The organism is Streptomyces sp. DT2A-34 (assembly GCF_030499515.1).
In the GTDB taxonomy this organism is placed as follows: domain Bacteria; phylum Actinomycetota; class Actinomycetes; order Streptomycetales; family Streptomycetaceae; genus Streptomyces.
This window is the reverse complement of record NZ_JASTWJ010000001.1, coordinates 3,396,211-3,415,608: the sequence shown is the minus strand read 5'-3', so window position 1 is coordinate 3,415,608 and position 19,398 is coordinate 3,396,211. Positions and strand designations below refer to the sequence as shown.

Below are 19,398 nucleotides of genomic sequence, written 5' to 3'. Positions count from 1 at the left end.
AACAGCACTGAAAACACAAAGACGCCTTTACTTCAATGTAACGTGCCAACATCGAAGTAAAGTCAGCTTATACTTTTACGCCTCGGTGCAGGTCAGACCGCGGTGAGTAGCCGGGCCGCCAGATCGTCGATGGCCTGATGTGCCTTGCCTGGCTCTCCGAACCGGCTGGTCAGCTCCGCCACCCGCCCCATTTCGGTGAACGGCGGCACCCTGAGCGTCTCCACCTTCAGTTGCGGCGACCCCGACTCCTCGAACTTCAGGAGCATCGCTTCGAGCACCTCCCTGGCCCGGGGCTCGAAGGAGGCCAGGAACTCCGCGTGCTCCCGGCGGAACCACGTCAGCCGTTCGTCCCGGCTCACGACGGCGAGCCCCTCCCAGGCCACGGACACCAGCAGGTCCACGGGGTCCACCTCGCGCATGCCCAACTCCTCGGGCAGACGCTCCACATCGATCTGTGCCGACTTCAGCGCCTCCATCAGAACGGCACGGCTCTTCGCCTGCGCCCACTGAGTGCGCAACTGGGCCGGGTCGAGATCGAGTTCCAGCACCCGGTCGTGCACCCACTGTTGCACGGTGACCAGTTGGAGTCGTTTTCCGTCGTCCTTGAGGATGTACCGCAGCTCACCCACCTTGTAGACGTCGACATCCTTGACCGTGAACCGGTTCCTGGAGCGGGAAAGAATCCTGTCGATCTCCTCGTCGTCGGTGATGTCGCCGTCCTGCGCTCCTGCCACGGAGTCGCCATCAGCGTCAAAAACACCGCCGTCCTGCTGGGTGTACTCCGCCTGCGGCTCAGCGGCGGACTCGGCGTCCATATCCGGCCCGGACTCAGGCGCAGGGGTCAGATCCTCCGAGTCCACCACCTCACCCTGATCGTCGGTCCAGTCCCGGACCACCTTGAGCGGCGGCCCGTCGAAGGCCGGATCGTCGAAGAGCCGCGACGCCTCGACGAAGTCGATGATGTCGAACGACTCCTTGCCGATCTCTGGGCAGAGTCGAGTGCCCCTGCCGATGACCTGCTTGAACTCCGGCATGGAGGCCATGCGCCGGAACAGCACCACATTCCGCACCGGTGGTATGTCCACTCCCGTCGACAGCAGCTTCGACGTCACCGCGATGACTGGCTCGTTGCTGTCTGCCTTGCGGAACTCCTCCAGCGCTTCGCCACCGTGCGAACCGTCGTCTCCGACGATGCGCCGCACGAAGTCCGGGAGCGCGGCCACCTCCTCGGGGGCGCCGTTGAACAACGCGGTCCGCATACGGGCCGCGTGGTCGTTGTTCTCGCAGAAGACGAGGGTCTTGCCGAGCCGCCCCTCCTCGGCCGTGGCGCGCAGATGGTCAAGGAGGTACCGCGCCGCCAACTCGGTCCGCTCGAGGATCACCATGACCCGTTCGTAGTCCTTGGGGCCGTAGAGATCGTCAGGGATCTCCCGGCCGTAGATGTCCTTCTCACCCGGCTGCGGCCGGTAACCCTCCACGTCCACGTTCAGCCGGACCCTGCGCAGTCGGTACGGCGAGAGGAATCCGTCCTCGATGCCGTCCTTGAGCGAGTACGTGAAGACGGGGTTGCCGAAGTACTCGTACGTGTCGGTCTTCCGCCTGTCATCGGCGACCGGCGTGGCGGTCAGGCCGATCTGTACGGCCGGCGAGAAGTGCTGAAGGATCCTCCGCCAGCGACCGTCACTGGCGGCGCTCCCTCGGTGGCACTCGTCCACGATGACGACGTCGAAGTAGTCCTTCGGGTACTGCCGGTACAGCTCCTCTCCCGGCGCACCCTGCTCCAGGGTCTGGTACAGGGCGAAGTAGACCTTCCGTCCGCGCTTGGCCTGACCTCCCGTGATCTTGTGGACGTCGTCCTTCCCGAACACTTCCTGAAAGTAGCGGTCCTTGGGATCATCGACGAGCATGTTGCGGTCCGCGAGGTACAGCACACGTGGCTTCCGGCCGCCGAAAGCCTCGGGGGCGTTCATCAGCCGAGCCACCAGTTGGAGTGCGAGCATGGTCTTGCCCGTGCCCGTCGCCAGGACGAGTAGGATGCGCCGCTCGTCGCGGGCCAGAGCGGCCAAGGCCCTTGTCACGGCCACCCGCTGGTAGTAGCGCGGCCGCTGGGAGGTGCTGTCGGAGTTGCGCAGCGTGTAGTCGTACGGGGTCGAGAGAAGTCGCTCGCCGAGCGGCGTGTCACTCACACCCTGGTCCTGAAGGAACCGCCCCCAGAGCTCCTGCGGGGAGGGGAACTCCTGGATGTCCCGGATCACCGGCCGCTTCGGGTCGCTGAAGTCGATCTCCACGATCTCACGGCCGTTGGTGGCGTAGGCGAATCTCAGCCCCAACTTGCGCGCGTACCGCCGCGCCTGCTCGACCCCGTTCTCCGCGCTGAGCCGGTATCGCTTGGCCTCCACCACGGCGATCGGCACGTCCGCGACGTACTCGAGGACGTAGTCGGCGACCAGCGGCCTTCCCTTGCGGTGACGCCTCTTGGTCGGCACGAGTTGTCCGTTGTTGATCCCGTACTGGGACCTGATCTGCTGAGTGGCCCACCCGGAGGCCGCGAGTGCCGGGAGGACGAACCGCTTGCACGTCTCGTCCTCGGTCATCTGATACGAACCGAAGGTCATGGGACCAGATTTACTGCATGTCTCTGACAGTTGGGCCGGGAGAGCGGAATCAGTCACCGCTCCGGCCGGTTTTTCCTTTGGAACCCAGTTCGGCAGTATCACGGGAGCCCGTGACCGGGCTGACCGGCGGTGGTCATCCGCGCTCGCCGTCTGCGACGCGGACGACCTCCACGTCAGTCCGGGTGTGGCCATGTGACCGTCAGTTCACCGACGAATCTCTCCTCAGCGCGAGCTGACGATCCCTCTGCAGGCCGGTGCGAGCCTTGGTATCAGCGACGCGCTTGCTTCCCACGTCGCTGCCTACGTGATGACTTCATCCGTGTCCGTTGGCAGATCAGTGCGAAGGCCAACCGCGAGGACTGCAAGAAGAGGCTCGTCCCGCTCGAACACCGGCAAGAGGGTGCGTGCCGTGAGGTGTCGGTAGCGCCCTTCAAAGTCGACGAACGTCATGAGCATGGGGTGATGTGACGGTCGACCCCTCTTGAGTTCGAGGACAACGCCGATCGCCCGTGGGTGGTCGAGGTTCTACGCGCCGAGAGAGCGCGGGAAGGGGGTCATGCCTACGGCTATGACCTACTCCTATAACTTCCGAAAGGCGCAGATCGCGGTCGGCATCGCCAAGCCCGACGGCACCGCGAAGGCCCCCCGTGCTCGTTGCGGCACTTCTTCGCTTCTTCTGCGTTGGCAAACGGTGTCCTGATCCACGAGGTCTCTCGTTGGCTCGGCCACAAGCCGATCAAGGCGACCGTGGACATCTACAGCCACCTGATCCCCGAGGCGTGGGATCGTTGCGCCCGATCGTGGCAGACTCGGAGTGACTTCGTCCGCAGCGTGACGGACTGGATGTGCTGGGATAAGTTTCGACGGTGCTGGATCGGTGCTGGATGCCCGCGCATTTCCGCAGGTCAAAGCCTTATCGTGGAGTTCCGCTTCAACGTCTAGGCGCGATTCCACCACCTCGCTTCCTTCAAAGGCAGAGGTCAGGACGGGTCCGACGTATCCCGGTCGGGCCCCTTGCGCCGGTCACCCCTGGACGTACGACCCGAGTGCGTGCTCGGGCTGACGGCTGAGAAGGTCATCGACGGTGTCCCGGGTACGTGCCAGGAAGGACCGTCCGCCGAGGAGTACGACCTCGGCGGGGTAGCCGTGGCTGAGGAAGAAGACGGGTGAGGCGGTCGGGCCGTACGCTCCCGATCTGTGCACTCCGAGCAGGTCTCCGCGGTGCAACGGCGGAAGCTGGGCGTTCTTGGCGACCGTGTCGTTCGGTGTGCACAGCGGTCCGGTGACGTTCCAGGGACCGGGTGTCTCCGAGTCGCTTTCGCCGGCCAGCAGTTCGATGGGGAAGTTCCGTTTCACGAACGAGCCGATACCGACCGCGGCCATGTGATGGTGCGTGCCGCCGTCCGTCACGGCGAATCGCTCCCCCATGGACTCCTTCGTGTAGCGAACCCGCATGAGGTAGGTGCCGAAGCGAGCCGTCAGATACCGGCCGGACTCCATGATCATCCTGGTGTCGGGGTGTGTTGATGCGAACGTGTCGAGCAGGGGATTGAGTTGCTTCGCCAGCTCGGTCACATCGAGGTCGTGCTCACCGTCGAAGTAGGCCACCCCCATGCCCCCGCCGATGTCCACGACCTCCAGGGGAACGCCGGTGGCCGCGGCCACCCGGTCGGCCAGATCGAGGACGTAGGCGGTGTTCTTCACGATGATCTCTTCGTCCAGGATGCGCGTACCCATGTACACCTGGATTCCGGCGATATGGGCGTGCTGATACCTGGAGCCGAGGTCGTGCGCGGCCGACAGCGCGGCCTCGTCGATGCCGAACTGGCGGGGGCGGCCCCCCATGGTGAGTCGCGAACCGGTCACCGAGTACGCGGGATTGATGCGCAGGAGCACCCGCTGGCGTACTCCGCGTTCGCGCGCGCACCGCTCGATGAGGTCCAGTTCGCCGAAGGACTCACAGACGATGCCGTATATGCGGGCGTCGACGGCCGCGGCGATTTCCTCGGTGCTCTTGCCGGGGCCGAGGAACAGGATGTCCCGGGGCGAGGTGCCGACGGCCAACGCTGTCCGCAGCTCGGCCAGGGAGGACACCTCGGCACCGGCTCCGGCAGCGCGCAGCAGCTCGTACACGCTTCGATTGGGGTTCGCCTTCAGGGAGTAGAAGATCTCCAGTCCCGGATGCAGGGCGGCCCGCAGCTCCCGGAAGTTCTCGACCAGGCCGTCACCGTCGTAGACGTAGGCAGGAGTCCCGTACTGGTCGGCTATGCCGGACCAGTTGACGTTCCTGTCGTTCCTGTCGTTCTCCGTGTTCATCACTGATTCACCATTTCGAGGAGTGCCTGCTCGGCGGCGCTCCGTAGTTCCTCGGCGTCGGCGGGGGTGTCCGCGACGCAGATGGCATAGAGCCGCCCGGCGGACCTCTTTCCCGGGGTGACAGCCGCGTTCAGGGTCGCGTAGTTGTTGATCAGTACGCCGGTTCCTCCGGGGCTCCGGTACAGCAGTGTGCCGAGAGCCCGGCTGACCTCGCTGAACGCATACGTGCGGGTCGGGCGCAGATGGATGACCGTGGCCAGCGCATGTTGCGCGGGGCCGAACAGCGTCTCGGCGACGCGGTTCTGATAGGTCGCCATGTTGAAGCGGGCATTGATCTCGAGGCACGGGTAGAGCGTGCCGTCGGTGCCGAGCATGGCGTCCACCCCGACCAGACCGTAGTAGCCCTCGTCGGCAAGCCGCTTTCCGATGACCGCGGAGGCCGAGCGGAGGTCTTCCACCTCGTCAGGCCGCAGGTCCGGTGGGAAGCGGTGGCCGCGGTGGACGCCGTCTTGCGTCAGCGCCGTCTTGACCGTCTCGAACCGGGTCGCGCCGTCGCGGTCCACGGTGAACTGGTAGTTGAGATCCGACCGCTTGTCGATCCACTCCTCCACGACCAGCGAGACCGGAGCCTGCCTCCCCCGGCGAGCCAGCATCCGCAGCAGTTGGTCCGCGCGGCGACGGCCGTCCAGCACGACCATGCCTCGGCCCGACACTCCGAGGGACTCCTTGACCACCACCCGTGACCCTTCGCCGAGATGGGCGGCGATCGCCTCTTCCAGTTCCTCGTACGTGCGGCACACCGCGCCCGGCACCCTGGTCAAGCCGGTGTCGTCCACCAGCTCACGGCTGAAGATCTTGCCGTTGACGTGCCTGCACACCGCTGCCGACGGCCCGGACAGCGGGAGTCCGGTGACTTCGGAGAGCCGCTCTTCGTCGGGCGAGATGCCGAGCGGTGCCAGAAACGTGTGACCGTCATCGAGACCGCGCAGATGTTCCAGCAGCCGCGGGGAGGCCAGGGCGTCCTGGGTGACGGAGCGGTTCGGCACGTTGTTCTCGACGGTCAGCCGCTGCCCCCGCGCGGCGTCGAGCGACTGGAGGTAGGCCAGATACTCCTCGTCCACGGGCGCTTTGAGTACGACCATGTCGTTCACGTCGGCGTGGAGGACTCCGACTTCCTCCATCCGGTTGACGGTGGCACCGGAGAAACTGAACCCCGACCCCGGAAGTCCGGGCTCGCTCTGCCCCCAGACGCGTTCGACCTCGAAGTTGTTGAGGTAGACGAATCGCGCTTCGGGGTCGCCCGTCAACGCCCGCTTGAGCCTTCGGGTGAACGTCATGCTGTCCTTCCTCGTAGAAACGCGCGCCGCCGGGCTGCTCAGACGTCGAGGTCGCGGCAGATCGCCTGCAGGGCTTCCGCTGTGGTCGCACTGCGCAGTGTCGGCACCGGCAGCTCTCCGGTCGTTGCCGTGACAGCCGCCCTTGGCCCGACCCACGCCGTCCGGCAGCCGGCGCGGTTGCCCGCCTCGACGTCAGTGGCGAAGTCGCCGATCATCCACGACCGGGAGAGGTCCAGGCGCAGCTCCGCCGCGGCACGGAGCAGCAGCCCGGGCTCCGGTTTGCGGCAGGAGCAGCTCCGCGCCAGCCCGGTCACCACGCCGTCGACGTGGTGCGGGCAGGTGTAGATCGCGTCCAGCTCCACGTCGACGGCCGTGAGCTCCGTCCGCAGGTGGCGGTGCATCGCCGCCAGGTCCAGGCCGGTGAACATGCCGCGGGCGAGCCCGGACTGGTTGGTGACGACCACCAGAGCCGCACCGTGGTGTTCCCTCAGGGCCCGCAGCCAAGGACCGATTCCCGGCTGCAGGACGAGATCCGACGGCCGGCTCGGATAGTGCCGTGGTTCTGTGAGTGTTCCGTCGCGATCGAGGAAGACCGCCGGCTTGCGCGCACGCGGTGTGCGGCTCCCGCGGTCGGCCCGCACCATGCGGACGGAGGTCATGAGCACTCCACTTCCGGTCGGTGACCGCCTTCCGGTCGGAAACGATCACGTGGTGCCAAAAGAAGTAGCCCGGGTCCTGCCGCCGCCACAACCGGGCCAGTCGGGTATGACAACACGTCCGGCGCCATGTCCGCGCCGATGACGCCTCCGGCGCCGTCCCCGCCCGCCTAGGTTCGACCGCATATGGCACGTCTGGGCAGGGGGACGCCCGGTTCACCGGAGGAACGGGTTCATGGAGATCGTGGGAAGAGGATCGGTCGCCACCGCCTTGCGGACGATCTCACACCGTCATTCCGGGGTCGTCGCGCTGGCGGCCGGGGTGTCCCGGATCAGCGCTGAGTACGCGCAGCATGAACTGGCGAGAGAGGCCGCCGTGGTGATCGGCCAGGCGCGCCGCTGCGCGTCCCGGGGAGAGAAGCTGCTCTATTTCTCCACGGCTTCCGCGGCGTTGTACGGCACCCGGGGCTGCTCGGGCAGGGAAAGCTGCGGACACACTCCCCGCACCGCGTACGGCCGGCACAAGCTCGCCATGGAGAACCTGGTGAAGCAGTCGGGCTGTTCCTGGCTGATCCTGCGTCTCACCCATCTCGTCGGCCCACGGCAGCGGCCCCACCAGCTGGTCCCGGCCCTGGTGGCGCAGGCCCTCGACGGCCGGGTGCGGATCTTCCGTCGGGCGAGCCGCGACCTGCTCGACGTCGACGACTTCGTCGCGATGACGGACATGGTGTTGGGCACCGGGATCGAGAGGGAAACGATCAATCTGGCATCCGGCCGGTCCACGGAAGTGGACGCGATCGTCGACCACGTCACCGCGCTGACCGCGACGAATCCGGTGCGTCAGTACGTCGAGGAAACAAGCAGGCACTCGGTCTCGATCGAAAAGCTGCGGTCCCTGTCACCCCGGAGCGGGATGTGGACGTTACTACAAGACCGTTCTGGACAAAGCCGTTTCCGAACTGCTCCGTGCCCCTCTGAGCGGCGCGGCCGGGGCGTGAGGCCCGACCCGGTTCGAAGGACCGGGTCGGCACCCGCTCCTCAGCGCTGTTCCATGGCCTGCCGTTCCTCGGCGCCTTCGGTGCCGCCCGTGCTCGCCGCCACTTGGCGGGTCAGCGTCCTCATCCCGGCCAGGACGGCCACCAGCGCCAGGACGGCGGCACCGCAGGGAATCCAGTAACCCGTCTCGGCGCCCTGCCACTCGACGACACGACCGGCCACGGCCGACCCCAGGGCGTTACCGCCCAGCAAGCCCGTCACGGCCAGCGCCATGCCCTCGTTGATCTGCGCCGCCGGCACCAGCTGCTGGACCAATGTCATGCCCGTGATCATCGTGGGTGCCGTCGCCATGCCGGCGACGAACATCAGTATCGCGAGCGACGGCAGTCCGTCGGCCAGCAGCAGCGGCAGCATCAGTGCCGCCATCGCGGCCACTCCGATCAGGAACTGCGTGGTCTGCCGGACCGTGACGGTGAGCGCGCCGAAGGCGAGCCCGGCGACGGCCGAGCCGAGGGCCAGCAGGGCGAGCGCCCACCCCGACGACGAGGCGTGGCCGAGAGCCTCGGTGTACGCGACCGTGACGAGTTCGGCGGACCCGAAGATCGCTCCGGTGAGGAGGAAGGTGAGGATCATGATCTGAAGCCCTCGGTTGCGCAGCGGCGAGGACGCCTGACCGGCGTCCGGCTCGTGGACCGGCGGCTCCGTCCTGCGCTGCGCGGTGAGCAGCAGTGTGCCGCCCAGAGTCAGGGCGCTCGCCCCCAGGACTCCCGCTTCGGGAAAGAGCGTCGTGCACAGGGCGACGGACAGGATCGGGCCGGCGATGAAACCCACCTCGTCGAGGACCTGTTCCAGCGCGTTCGCCGTGTGCATGGCGTCGGGTTCGTCCTTGAGGGCTTCCGCCCAGCGCGCCCGGACCATACCTCCCACGTTGGGCGCGGTCGCCGACAGGACAGCGGTGGCGAAGAGCGTCCAGTCCGGAGCTCCGTACCGCACACAGGCCACCTGCAGCACGGAGAAGACCACCGAGAACACGGTGGCCGGAACGGCCACGCGACTTTGTCCATGACGGTCGATCAGACGGCTGATCCTCGGCACGACCAGCACGGCGGCGAGGAGACTGGTCCCTGCGACCAGTCCGGCGAGCGCGTACGAGTCGCGCACGGTCGCGATCATCACCACGGTGCTGATGCCGTACATGGACAGCGGCAACCGGGCCAGGAAGCCGGCTGCGGTGAAGGAGAAACTCCCCTTGCGGGAGAACAAGTTGCGGTATGGGGACAAGAGGGACAACGGAAACGACTCTCCAGGGTTATGAGGGCCGGGAAACGGCCCGGGGATGGCGGAGGATCTGCCGGAGCAGGGCTCAGAGGGTGTGCAGGACGGCTCCGCGTGTGTCGAAGGCGAACGGCTGCTCCCGCATGCCGTGCGCGGTCAGGACTTCGCGCACCGGATGCTGTCGGTCGAGGGGAACGTGCAGGAGCAGAAACCCGCCCCCGCCCGCCCCGAGCAGCTTGCCCCCCGTGGCACCGACGGCGAGGGCGTCCTCGTAAGCACGGTCGACCCGTGGCAGGGACACACGGGCGCCGAGGCCGCGTTTGAGTTCCCAGTGGCGTCCGAGAAGACGCCCCACCTCGGTCAACCGCCCCTGTACAAGGGCGTCTTTGAGGGGAGCGGTGAGCTCCTTGATCTCGTGCAACCGGTGCGTGGTGTCCCTGTCGCCCCTCTCCGTGCCACCGGCCTGGTCGCTGAGGATCTCGCCGGCGTCGCGGCTGGTCCCGGTGTGGAAGAGCAGAAGCTCTTCGCCGAGTCGGTGCTTGAACCCGGCCGGCACCGCGACGTCCTCCACTTCCACGGTGCCGTCCCGGTGGAAGTGCAGCAGCCGGAATCCGCCCAGGGCCGAGAGATAGTGGTCCTGTCGGCCCACGGGCCGTCCAAGGCCGTCGATCTCGATGTCGCTGGCCGCCCTCGCGAGCGAGCACGCGTCCAGCGGTTTTGTGGACAGCCCGGCGACCAGGGAGACGCAGAACGCGGCCGAGCTGCCCATGCCGGTGGCTCCCGGCACGTCCCCCGTGGAGAAGAGATCCAGGGGAGTACCGTCCCAGTGGCGGAGCATCGCCTCCCGGGCGAAGGGATTGGCCAGCTCCTGAGCCGACTCCGCGTGGCCGCAGGAGTCCAGGCACACCCGGATCCCGGTCGATCTGCGGGCCCGCCTGCCCATGACCGTGACCCGCAGATCCGTGCCGGCCCCGAGTACCGTCCCCCCGAAGCGGAGGGCGTAGCCGGGCAGGTCGGTGCCTCCGCCGGCGAGCGATATGCGCAGGGGGGCGCTGCTCACCCACATGCCCGTGTCCGCGCTCATGCCGTCACCGGTGCCCGCCTGAGCGCCTCAGCCGCTCGCTCGGGGTCCGTCTCGCTCACGAAGGCTCCCGCTCCCAGCTCACCGGCGGCCATCCGTTTGACCGACCCGGAGTCCCAGTGGTCGGAGAACACCTGTGCCCGCAGATGGGCCAGCTCACGGTCGTGGCGGGCCGGTGCCTGAACCCACACCGCCATGTACGGCAACGGCCGGTCGGCCACCGTCTCGAAGCGTCGCAGCACGGAGCGGTAGATGTCGCAGAGGTCGTCGCGTTCTTCCTCCTGGAGCGCGGAGAGGTCCGGTACGTGCCGTCGTGCGTAGAGGTGCACCTCGAACGGCCACCGGGCCGCGAACGGCACGAACGCCGTCCATCGGGCAGAGCGCGCCACGACGCGGCTTCCCTCGTGTTCCTCGGCTTCCAGGACCCTGCAGAACACACAGCCCTCTCCGCGCGCACGCTCCTGCCGCGCCGTCTCCTGCATGCGCCGGAACCGGTCGGGAACCCACGGGTAGGCGTATATCTGCCCGTGGGGATGGTCCAGACTGGCCCCGACCTGCGCGCCCCTGTTCTCGAAGCACACGACCTGCTCCACCCCGTCGACCCGGTTGAGCTCCCGCGTGCGGTCCGCCCACGCGTCCACCACGGTGCGGACCCGGGACAGCGGCAGCCGGGCCAGTGGGGTGGCGTGGTCACTGCTGTACGAGATCACCTCGCAGCGTCCCGGTGCCGGGGCACTGGCGAGCAGCCCGGAGCCGTCCGCCGGCCCGGTCGGGTGCGGGCCGCCGAGAGCGGGGAAACGGTTGTCGAAAACCGCCACGTCGTAAGCGCCTCCCGGTACTTCCGCCGCCTCGGGGGGCGCGTCGGTGCACAGGGGGCAGTGCGGACCGGCGGCCGACCGTCCGCGTCGGTGCGGCGCCATCAGAATCCACTCGCGCGTCGTCGGATCGCGACGCAGTGACGAGGAGGGGACCGGCGTCGGCACGGGCGCGTGGCGTACGTCCGCTCGGGTACGCCCCGGCTGCTCGTCGTAGTAGTGGATGTGCCGTCCGTCCGTCAGCGTCGCGCTGGTGCGGTGCACGGGGGTCAACGGACTCTTCCCGCGGTGAGGGCGGGCTCGGTGGGGCGCGCCGTGACGAAGTCGCGCATGTGCCGGGTCAGAATGTGCGCGATCATCATGTGGATGTCCTCCTGCTCCTCGATCGAGCCGACGCGGGCCTTCACGTAGCGGTCGCTCAGGGCGACGGCCTTGTCGGCGACCGGGCCGAGCAGTCCCACGGTCCGGACACCGAGTTCACGGGCGAGCCGCAGTGCCTCCAGCACATTGGGGGAGTTGCCGCTGGTGGTGATGCCGACGAGGACATCGCCCTCTTCCGCCAGTCCCGAGAGCTGACCGCTGAAGACCGACTCGTATCCGACGTCGTTGGCCCACGCGGTGATCGCCGGCACGTGGTCGACGAGTGAGTACACGCGCATCGGCGCGGCACCGGGCCGCCGGGTGTTCTTCGCCAGATCGACCGCGAAGTGCGATGCCGTGGCCGCGCTCCCGCCGTTCCCGCAGGTGAAGACGGTCCGTCCGGAGAGGTACACCTCCTCCAACAGCTCTGCCACGCCGAGGAGTTCGGTGAGAGAGAGCTCATCGACCGCCCGCCGTATGCCCGTCAGGTAGCCGTACATGTGGGCGGTGCGCTGATGGGTGCTGTCCATGTTCGTCGTCCGTCCGCGGAGAGAAGGGTGCCGGTGATGGGGTGCGTGGTGCGGTGCAGCCGGTCAGCCACCCGCCACCACGCGTTCGTAGAGTCGCGCGGTCTGCCGGGCCGTACGCTCCCAGGACCAGTCGTGGGACATCGCCCGCCGCCGGGTCCGGGCCACCTCGCCGGGGTGTTCGGCCAGCCACCTCACCGCGTGGTCCACGGTGTGCCCGACCGCGTCCGAGGTGAGCGCCGCGAAGTGGAACCCTGTGCCCTTCGTCGGGTCGTCCCGCAGGTCGGTCACTGTGTCCCGTAGGCCGCCGACCGTGCTGACCAGCGGGATGGTGCCGTAGGCCATGGCGATCAACTGGTTGAGGCCACACGGCTCGACGCGCGACGGCATGAGCGTGAAGTCGGCGCCCGCGTAGACCAGGGAGGCGTGCTCCTGGTCGAAGCGCGGGGTGTGGTGGACGGCCCGCGGAGCGTGATGCTGGAGGTCCGCGAGAACCTTGAGGTACTCGGCGTCGCCTGTTCCGACGACGGCCAACTGCGCGCGCCCGCTGGTGAGGAGCGGGCCGAGGGCGGCGCATACGAGATCGATGCCCTTGTCGGGGACGAGCCGGGCGCAGACCGCGAACAAGGGGATGTGCGGATCGGCGTCCAGGCCCGTACGGCATTGCAGCAGACGCTTGTTGGCCTGCTTGCCCTCCGCCACCTCACGGCCGTCGTACGCAACAGCGAGAGAGCCGGGGGAAGCCGGGTCCCAGACCCTGCGGTCCACGCCGGCCACGATGCCTTCCATGCGCAGCGGCTCCAGCGCGTCACCGAGCGCCGTGCCCGCGAACGCCTCGGCGAGCTCGCGGGCGTAGCCGGGGCTCCCCGTCGTGGCCGCGTCCGCTGCCAGCAGGCCGGCCAGCAACAGGCTCGGACTGCCCTGCGCCTTGTCGAGGAGCCGTGCGGCGAACTCCTCCGGCAGGCCCAGCCGCGCCACCTGCCGCGGGGACACATCGCCCCGGTACTCGCCGTTGTGCACGTTCATCAGCAGAGCGGGCCGTCCTCGCCCGCCCCGCAGATGGCGCAGGTGCGCCAGAGCCGGTCCGGACTGCCAGTCGTTGCCGTGGACCAGATCGTAGGACCGCCCGGATCCGCGTACCCACTGTGCTGCCGCTCTTCCGTAGAAGGCGGCCCGTGCGGCGGCGTCCGGGAACTCCACGTACCGGTCGTCGCGGTAGATGCCTTCCCGGTCGTACCAGCGGTCGGACCGCAGCAGGAAGACCTCGCAGGAACCGTCGTGGCCGACCAGCCGCTCCACCGTTGCCGCGTCGCCGGCCGTCACGGCGGGGAGTCGGGCGACCGTCTCCGTGCGCAGGCCCTGCTCGTCGACGAGCCGCGGATAATAGGGGATCAGCAGAGTGTGGTCCAGGCCGTGGTGGCGGTGCAGGAGTTCCGGCAGCGCCCGCGCGGCCTGGCCGAGACCGCCCTCCACGAAATACGGTGCCAGCTCCTGGCACAGATAGAGGCATCTCACGGTGCGACCTCCCGGTGCTCGGCGAACGACATCCACAGCCCGAAGAGGTGCAGGTCCGGGTTGTACGGCAGTTCCAGCCAGGTGCAGCGGGGCGTGCCCGTGCACCCGACGGTCACCTGCCACAGCCGGGGCACGGCACCGGGAACCGCCTCGCCACCGGAGTCGAGGAAGAACTCCCCCTCGGCGCAGCAGCTTTCGCCGACAGCGGGGTGCCGAGCCAGGACGTCGCTGAACCCGATGACGAGGTCCGTTCCCTCGCCGCCGGGGCCCTGTCGCAGCCGGACCACCTCCTGGACGGAGCCGCCGGATCCGGCACCCACGGCGTGCAGCGCCGTCACGACGCCGGTGTGCGGCAGCCGGATCAGCTGTCCCTCACAGGCCACGTTGTCGGGAGCGCCCTGGCCGTGGTCCTCCGCCAGTCCGAGCGCCGGCGCCAGGTCGTGCAGCATCTTCGCCGGAAGGAAGCGGCCGAAGCCGTCGAATCCCTCACCGCCGGGCTTCTCCGCGGTCGCGCAGCCGACGTTGTTGCGGTGCGGTGCGAGATCGATGGCCACGGCACCGACGGGCACGGTCACGCCTCTCATACGGCGACTCCCACCGCCGACGTCAACTGTGCCGCGACGGCGTGGAGATCGTCGTACGCGCTGTCGAGCCGGACGCCGATCTGGCGGCGGAACTCGCGGGCCCGCGCCGTCGTCCGGGGCATCACCCCGAGACGCATCAGGAGGTTGCGCACCACGAGGATGTCCCGGCAGGCCCGGTCCGCTCCCGCGGCCGGCTCGGGCCCGACCGGCAGCGCCGCGTCGTCCGCCAGCAGCCCGAGGTAGCGGGAGAACCAGCGGAGCACGTGGTGGTACCACCACAGGCCGAGAACGAGCCCCTGACCGATTCCCCAGCTCAGCTCGTTGCCCTCCGCACCCCTGGGACGCTCGGCCACCAGTTCCACGTAGTCGTCCAGCCGGCTCCGCAGGCCGTCCACCAGTTCGGCGCCCCCGAGGTACCCGTCACGCCCCCGGGTCAACTCCTGGGCGGCCACGGCCAGTTCCTGCGCGAGCTGCCCCGGGGCCCATGTCCCCGGCTGCTCCGGCCCCTCGCGCCGCACCTCCATCCAGGACTGTCCCGCGTCCTCCCGGCACATCGCCGCCTCCAGGTCCGCCACCGGCAGCCGGTCGTCGAGGTAGACGGCCTGCCCCGGATCCAGGACGTGCACGGTCCCGTCCACCGGGTCCAGCTCGCTGATGACGATGGCGTGCAGGGCGTGGCTGCGGCCGTATCCCGGCCAGAAGTGCTTGAGGTGGTAGGCATCGGCCGCGATGGCGACGGTGCGGCCCTCGGCCACGGCGTCGAGCGCCGCCCGCCATTCCGTGGTGTCGCGCACACGGTGGTCGAGCAGCCGGTGACCTCGCCGCTCGGCCATCGCCGAGAACTGCACGAACGGTTCGCCGAAGACCGGCCGTCCTTCGGCGTCCCGGACGGCCCCGGTCGAGGCGCTGTTGCCCAGCACCCGGACAGGGTCGGCCTGTGGGTTCACCGAGCGCAGCAGGGCAGCCACCGCCGCGTGGTAGCAACTCGAATCGACAAGCGGGGACACGTGGCTCACCTGTTCCTCTCCACAGCACACAGGGACGGGTGGGGACCGGACGGATCCGGGCGCTCCCACCAGGAGCGGTTCTCGCGGTACCACGACACCGTCTCGGCCAGGCCCTCCGCGAAGGAGCGCCGCGGCGCGTACCCCAGCTCGCACCGGATCTTGGACCAGTCGACGCTGTACCGGGCGTCGTGGCCCTTGCGGTCGGCCACGTGTTCCACGCTGCTCCAGTCGGCGCCGCACAGATCCAGCAGCCGCTGCGTGAGCTTCCTGTTGGACAGTTCGGTGCCGCCGCCGACGTTGTAGACCTCGCCCGGCCTTCCGCGTTCCAGGACGAGGCGGACGGCACGGCAGTGGTCTTCGACGTGCAACCAGTCCCGCACGTGGTGGCCGTCGCCGTAGAGAGGAACCTTGTGTCCGTCGAGGAGACGGGTGACGAAGCGGGGGATCAGCTTCTCCGGGAACTGGTGGGGCCCGTAGTTGTTGGAGCAGCGGGTGATCCGTACGTCCAGGCCGTGTGTCCGGTGGTACGACAGCGCCAGGAGGTCCGCGCCCGCCTTCGACGCCGCGTAGGGGGAGCTGGGCGCGAGGGGCTGCTCCTCCGTCCAGGAGCCGGACGGGATCGTCCCGTACACCTCGTCGGTCGACACGTGCACGAAGGTGCGCGGTCCGTGCCTGACGGCCGCCTGCAGCAAGGTGTGCAGCCCGAGAACGTTGGTGGCGACGAAGGCGTGCCCCGCGGCGATCGAGCGGTCGACGTGTGACTCGGCGGCGAAGTGCACGACGGCGTCGTGGCCGGCCATGAGCTTGTCGACCAGGCCGGCGTCGAGGATGTCTCCCTGGACGAACACAAGCCGTGGATCACCGGCCAACGGTGCGAGGTTGGCGCGATTGCCCGCGTAGGTCAGGGCGTCCAGAACGGTCACCGTGGTCGGCGGCGCGTCCGTGCCTTCGCCCGAGGCGCACAGGGAACGGACGAACTGCGAGCCGATGAAACCGGCTCCTCCCGTGACGAGGATCTTCATGATGTGCCCTCAAAGCCTTCCTGAGGTGGGTCCTTTCGAGGACGGGCACGGTCAGCCGGCGAGCAGGATGCTGCTGTGATCGCCGAGCACCAGCCGCTGTGGACGGGGCCCCGGCCCCGGGCCCGACACGCATGCGTGCCGCCCGAGCAGCGAGCCCTCGACCGGGCCGGCGCCGTCGATGCGTACGCCGTCCAGGAGGATGGACGAGCGCACGGCGCTCCCCGTGATCCGACAACCGTCGGCCACCGAGGTGAAGGGGCCGATGACCGAGTCGCGCACGTGGACGTCCGCACCGATGACGGCGGGGCCCACGACGCGTGACCGGACGATCGACGCGCCCTTCGCGATGCGCACCCGCCCGATGACCTCGCTGTCCTCGTCCACATCGCCGTGCACCGACCTCTCGACGTCCTCCAGTACGGCGTTGTTGGCTTCCAGCAGGTCGTCGACCTTGCCGGTGTCCTTCCAGTAGCCGGTCACCAGCGACCCGCGGACCGTCCTCCCGGAGTCGATCAGCCGCTGCACGGCATCGGTGATCTCCAGCTCGCCGCGTGCCGATACCTCGATGGCCGCCACCGCTTCGTGCACGGCGGGGGTGAAGAGGTAGACGCCCACGACCGCCAGGTCACTGCTGGGCGCCGCCGGCTTCTCCTCCATGCGCGCAACCGTCCCGTTCCCCGCCAGCTCGGCGATGCCGAACCGCGTGGGGTCCGCGACCTTGGCCAGCAGGATCCACGCGTCGGCGGGGCGCAGCGGCGAGCCCGTTCCCCGCCGGACCTGCCGCTCGGCGCGGTACTGCGCCATGAGGTCCGCGATGCCGCTCGACAAGTAGTTGTCCCCGAGGTACATCAGAAAGTCGTCTTCGCCGAGCCAGCCGCGCGCCACCCGCACCGCGTGGGCCAGTCCCAACGGCTCCTCCTGGACCAGGTAGGTGACCCGGGCGCCGAACCGTGATCCGTCACCGATGACGTCCCTCAGCTCACGAGCCGCTCCACCGACCACCACGCCGATCTCGCGGATCCCGGCCGCGACGATCGCCTCGATGCCGTACAGGATCACTGACTTGTTGGCCAGCGGGATCAGCTGCTTGGCCATGGTGTGGGTGAGCGGACGCAGCCGGCTTCCGGTGCCGCCCGCCAGCACGAGTGCCTTCACCGGGAGCCCCCGGTCGAAGCAGCGGGTGCGAGGGCGGCGGCCAGCTCACGGGCCAGGGGCGCGGTGCTCAGCCGGTCGAGTGTGACGGGTCGGCCGTGCGTATCCGAGACCGGCAGTTGCCAGTTCGGGTACGAGCCCGACGTACCGGGGAGGTTCGGGCTCCGCACGTCTCCGACGACGTCCGGCAACCAGGCCGCCAGCAGGACGGACGGCGTGCGCGCCAGGTAGCGGTGCAGGGAGACCAGACGGGCGATGGCGCCGTCCGCGTCCTCGGTGGCACAGCCCGCTCGGGCGACCTCGTCCAGCCAGGTCCGGCGCAGCAGGTCGGCGGCCTGCTGTTCCTCGGCGAGAGGCCCGGACAGCAGGCCGTGCCGGTGGCGCAGCTCCACGTGGTCCCCGCTGAGCCAGGAGGCCGAGCTGGGCAGGTCGTGCGTGGTGAGGGTGGCGAGGCACTGTCGACGCCAGCGGTGTGCGGGCACGATCGCGCCGTGCGGGTCCTCCTCACCGGAGGCCGTGCTCTCACGCGTCAACCAGAGGACCGACGTTCCCAGCACGCCACGTGCGGCGAGTGCGTCACGCACGCCGGACTCGACGGTGCCGAGGTCCTCGCCGATCACGTACACACCCGCCCGGAGGGCCTCCAGAGCCAGCACCCCCAGCATCGCTTCGGGGTCGTAGCGGACGTACGTCCCTTCCCCGACGGCCGAGCCCTCGGGGATCCACCACAGCCGGAAGAGCCCCATGACGTGGTCGAGGCGTACCGCGCCCGCGTGCCGGAAGACTCGGCGGAGCAGCCCGGCGTAGGCCGCATAGCCGGTCCGGGCCAGTGCGTCCGGTCGCCAGGGCGGCAGTCGCCAGTTCTGGCCCTGGGCACTGAACGCGTCCGGCGGAGCGCCCGCGGTGACCCCCGTCGCGAGGCAGTCCTGCAGGGCCCAGGCTTCCGCACCCCCCGGGTGCACCCCTACGGCGAGGTCGTGCACCACGCCCACCGACATCCCGGCCTCTTCCGCGGCCGCCTGGGCGTCCGCCAGCTGACCGTCCACGAGCCAGGCGAGCCAGCGGTGGAACTCCACCTCCCGGGCCAGCCTCTCCCGCTCTGCCCGGACGGCGAGCGACGAGGGGTGGCGCAGCGGACCGGGCCAGGTGCGCCAGTCGGGCCCGTACACCTCGGCCAGTGCGCGCGCGGTCGCGAAGTCCGTCAGCTCCTGGCCCTCCCGGGCGACGTACTCGCGGTAGGAGCGCAGGTGTTCGGAGGTCGGCGGCACCCGATGCAGGAGCTGCAGGGCCGCACGCTTGAGCTGCCACACGACGTCACGGTCGATCAGATCGGCCCCGGACAGCACGCGTTCCCGCACGCGATCGGCTCGTTCGGCCAGTCCGTCCACCGTGGCCTTGTCCTCGCCCGTCAGAGCCGTGTACTCCGGCACGGTGTCGACCCTCAGGTGCACCGGGTCCGCGAAATACCTGCTGGACGGCCAGTAGGGGGAGTGGTCCGAGGACGCGGCCGGGAGCATCGCGTGCAGCGGATTGACCAGGACGAAGTCCGCTCCGAGTGCGCTGCCCGACCAGCGGGCCAGGCTCTTCAGATCGCCCAGGTCTCCCATTCCCCAGGAGCGGTCGGAGAGGACCGAGTACAGCTGCGTGGCGAAGCCCCACCCGCGTCGCTCCGGCGTCGGGATGCTGTCCGGGACCACGATCAGCGGCGTGCTCACCCACCCGTCGGCCGAGGTCGCCCGAAGGGTGTGGTAGCCGAGAGGGAGGTCGCCGGGCAGCGTCCTGGCGCCCGGTTCCCCCGGCTCACCGGCCGGGACTTCGCGGATGCCCCCGTTCTCCAGGTCCACGACGACCCGGCTGTCCGTCCCCACCTCCAGCCGCGCCGGACGGCCGGCGCGAGCGACGACACAAGGGGGCAGCAGGTGTGACGCCTGCTCCCGTCGATGCCGCTCGAGTGACTGCCGGATCCCCTCGGGAGTCGAGGCATCGACTCCCAGGGCGGCCAGCACCCGCGTGAGAGTGGTTCGGGACACGGGCTTGTCCGTACCGTCCGCGGCGCGGTACCAGGTGTCCACACCCTTGGCGCGGGCAAGGTCGACCAGTGCGTCCCGTACGGGCTCCGGTCGGTCGGGTTCTGTCACGG

General features: G+C 69.1%; 14 protein-coding genes and 1 pseudogene. 1 reads left to right on the top strand and 14 read right to left on the bottom strand.

Features of this window, described 5'->3' with window-relative positions; genetic code table 11:
• Positions 1 to 92: 92 nt before the first annotated feature.
• The 4 genes from hsdR to QQM39_RS14785 all read right to left on the bottom strand — a co-directional run bounded on the left by hsdR (position 93) and on the right by QQM39_RS14785 (position 6,927).
• Positions 93 to 2,615, bottom strand: coding sequence for an EcoAI/FtnUII family type I restriction enzme subunit R (hsdR, locus tag QQM39_RS14800; protein ID WP_301997166.1), 2,523 nt, complete (start codon positions 2,613 to 2,615; stop codon positions 93 to 95).
• A gap of 1,023 nt (positions 2,616 to 3,638) precedes the next feature.
• Positions 3,639 to 4,931 carry a type III PLP-dependent enzyme gene (locus tag QQM39_RS14795; protein ID WP_301997165.1) on the bottom strand — a complete coding sequence of 431 codons (1,293 nt, stop codon included), beginning with the start codon at positions 4,929 to 4,931 and terminating at the stop codon, positions 3,639 to 3,641.
• Positions 4,931 to 6,268: an ATP-grasp domain-containing protein gene (locus QQM39_RS14790; protein ID WP_301997164.1), complete on the bottom strand. Its 1,338-nt coding sequence runs from the start codon at positions 6,266 to 6,268 to the stop codon at positions 4,931 to 4,933. Before QQM39_RS14790 ends, QQM39_RS14795 begins: the two co-directional genes overlap by 1 nt.
• A 38-nt stretch (positions 6,269 to 6,306) precedes the next feature.
• Positions 6,307 to 6,927, bottom strand: a complete 621-nt coding sequence (locus QQM39_RS14785; RefSeq protein ID WP_301997163.1) for an HAD family hydrolase — start codon at positions 6,925 to 6,927, stop codon at positions 6,307 to 6,309.
• 232 nt (positions 6,928 to 7,159) lie between these two features.
• Here QQM39_RS14785 and QQM39_RS14780 point away from each other — a divergent pair.
• Positions 7,160 to 7,768: pseudogene (locus QQM39_RS14780) on the top strand (NAD-dependent epimerase/dehydratase family protein); the annotation flags it as partial.
• Between the two features lie 194 nt (positions 7,769 to 7,962).
• Here QQM39_RS14780 and QQM39_RS14775 read toward each other — a convergent pair.
• The 10 genes from QQM39_RS14775 to malQ all read right to left on the bottom strand — a co-directional run bounded on the left by QQM39_RS14775 (position 7,963) and on the right by malQ (position 19,396).
• Positions 7,963 to 9,201, bottom strand: a complete 1,239-nt coding sequence (locus QQM39_RS14775) for an MFS transporter (RefSeq protein WP_301997162.1) — start codon at positions 9,199 to 9,201, stop codon at positions 7,963 to 7,965.
• 82 nt (positions 9,202 to 9,283) lie between these two features.
• Positions 9,284 to 10,279: a hypothetical protein gene (locus tag QQM39_RS14770; RefSeq protein WP_301997161.1), complete on the bottom strand. Its 996-nt coding sequence runs from the start codon at positions 10,277 to 10,279 to the stop codon at positions 9,284 to 9,286.
• A complete protein-coding gene (gene galT, locus QQM39_RS14765; protein WP_301997160.1) occupies positions 10,276 to 11,355 on the bottom strand; it encodes a galactose-1-phosphate uridylyltransferase in 1,080 nt (359 codons plus the stop codon). Before galT ends, QQM39_RS14770 begins: the two co-directional genes overlap by 4 nt.
• Positions 11,356 to 11,360: 5 nt before the next feature.
• Positions 11,361 to 11,981: an SIS domain-containing protein gene (locus tag QQM39_RS14760; RefSeq protein WP_301997159.1), complete on the bottom strand. Its 621-nt coding sequence runs from the start codon at positions 11,979 to 11,981 to the stop codon at positions 11,361 to 11,363.
• A 63-nt stretch (positions 11,982 to 12,044) separates the two neighbouring features.
• Positions 12,045 to 13,493, bottom strand: a complete 1,449-nt coding sequence (locus QQM39_RS14755) for a glycogen synthase (protein ID WP_301997158.1) — start codon at positions 13,491 to 13,493, stop codon at positions 12,045 to 12,047.
• Positions 13,490 to 14,077 (bottom strand): hypothetical protein, encoded by a 588-nt coding sequence (locus QQM39_RS14750; protein ID WP_301997157.1) that lies wholly within the window; start codon positions 14,075 to 14,077, stop codon positions 13,490 to 13,492. The genes QQM39_RS14755 and QQM39_RS14750 overlap by 4 nt, the downstream gene beginning before the upstream one ends.
• Positions 14,074 to 15,084, bottom strand: a complete 1,011-nt coding sequence (locus tag QQM39_RS14745; RefSeq protein WP_301997156.1) for a hypothetical protein — start codon at positions 15,082 to 15,084, stop codon at positions 14,074 to 14,076. Before QQM39_RS14745 ends, QQM39_RS14750 begins: the two co-directional genes overlap by 4 nt.
• Positions 15,085 to 15,089: 5 nt before the next feature.
• Entirely contained in the window at positions 15,090 to 16,106 is a 1,017-nt protein-coding gene (rfbB, locus tag QQM39_RS14740; protein ID WP_301997155.1) for a dTDP-glucose 4,6-dehydratase, read from the bottom strand.
• Positions 16,107 to 16,157: 51 nt separating this feature from the next.
• Positions 16,158 to 17,261, bottom strand: a complete 1,104-nt coding sequence (locus tag QQM39_RS14735; protein ID WP_301997154.1) for a glucose-1-phosphate thymidylyltransferase — start codon at positions 17,259 to 17,261, stop codon at positions 16,158 to 16,160.
• Positions 17,258 to 19,396: a 4-alpha-glucanotransferase gene (malQ, locus tag QQM39_RS14730; protein ID WP_301997153.1), complete on the bottom strand. Its 2,139-nt coding sequence runs from the start codon at positions 19,394 to 19,396 to the stop codon at positions 17,258 to 17,260. Before malQ ends, QQM39_RS14735 begins: the two co-directional genes overlap by 4 nt.
• Positions 19,397 to 19,398 lie beyond the last annotated feature (2 nt).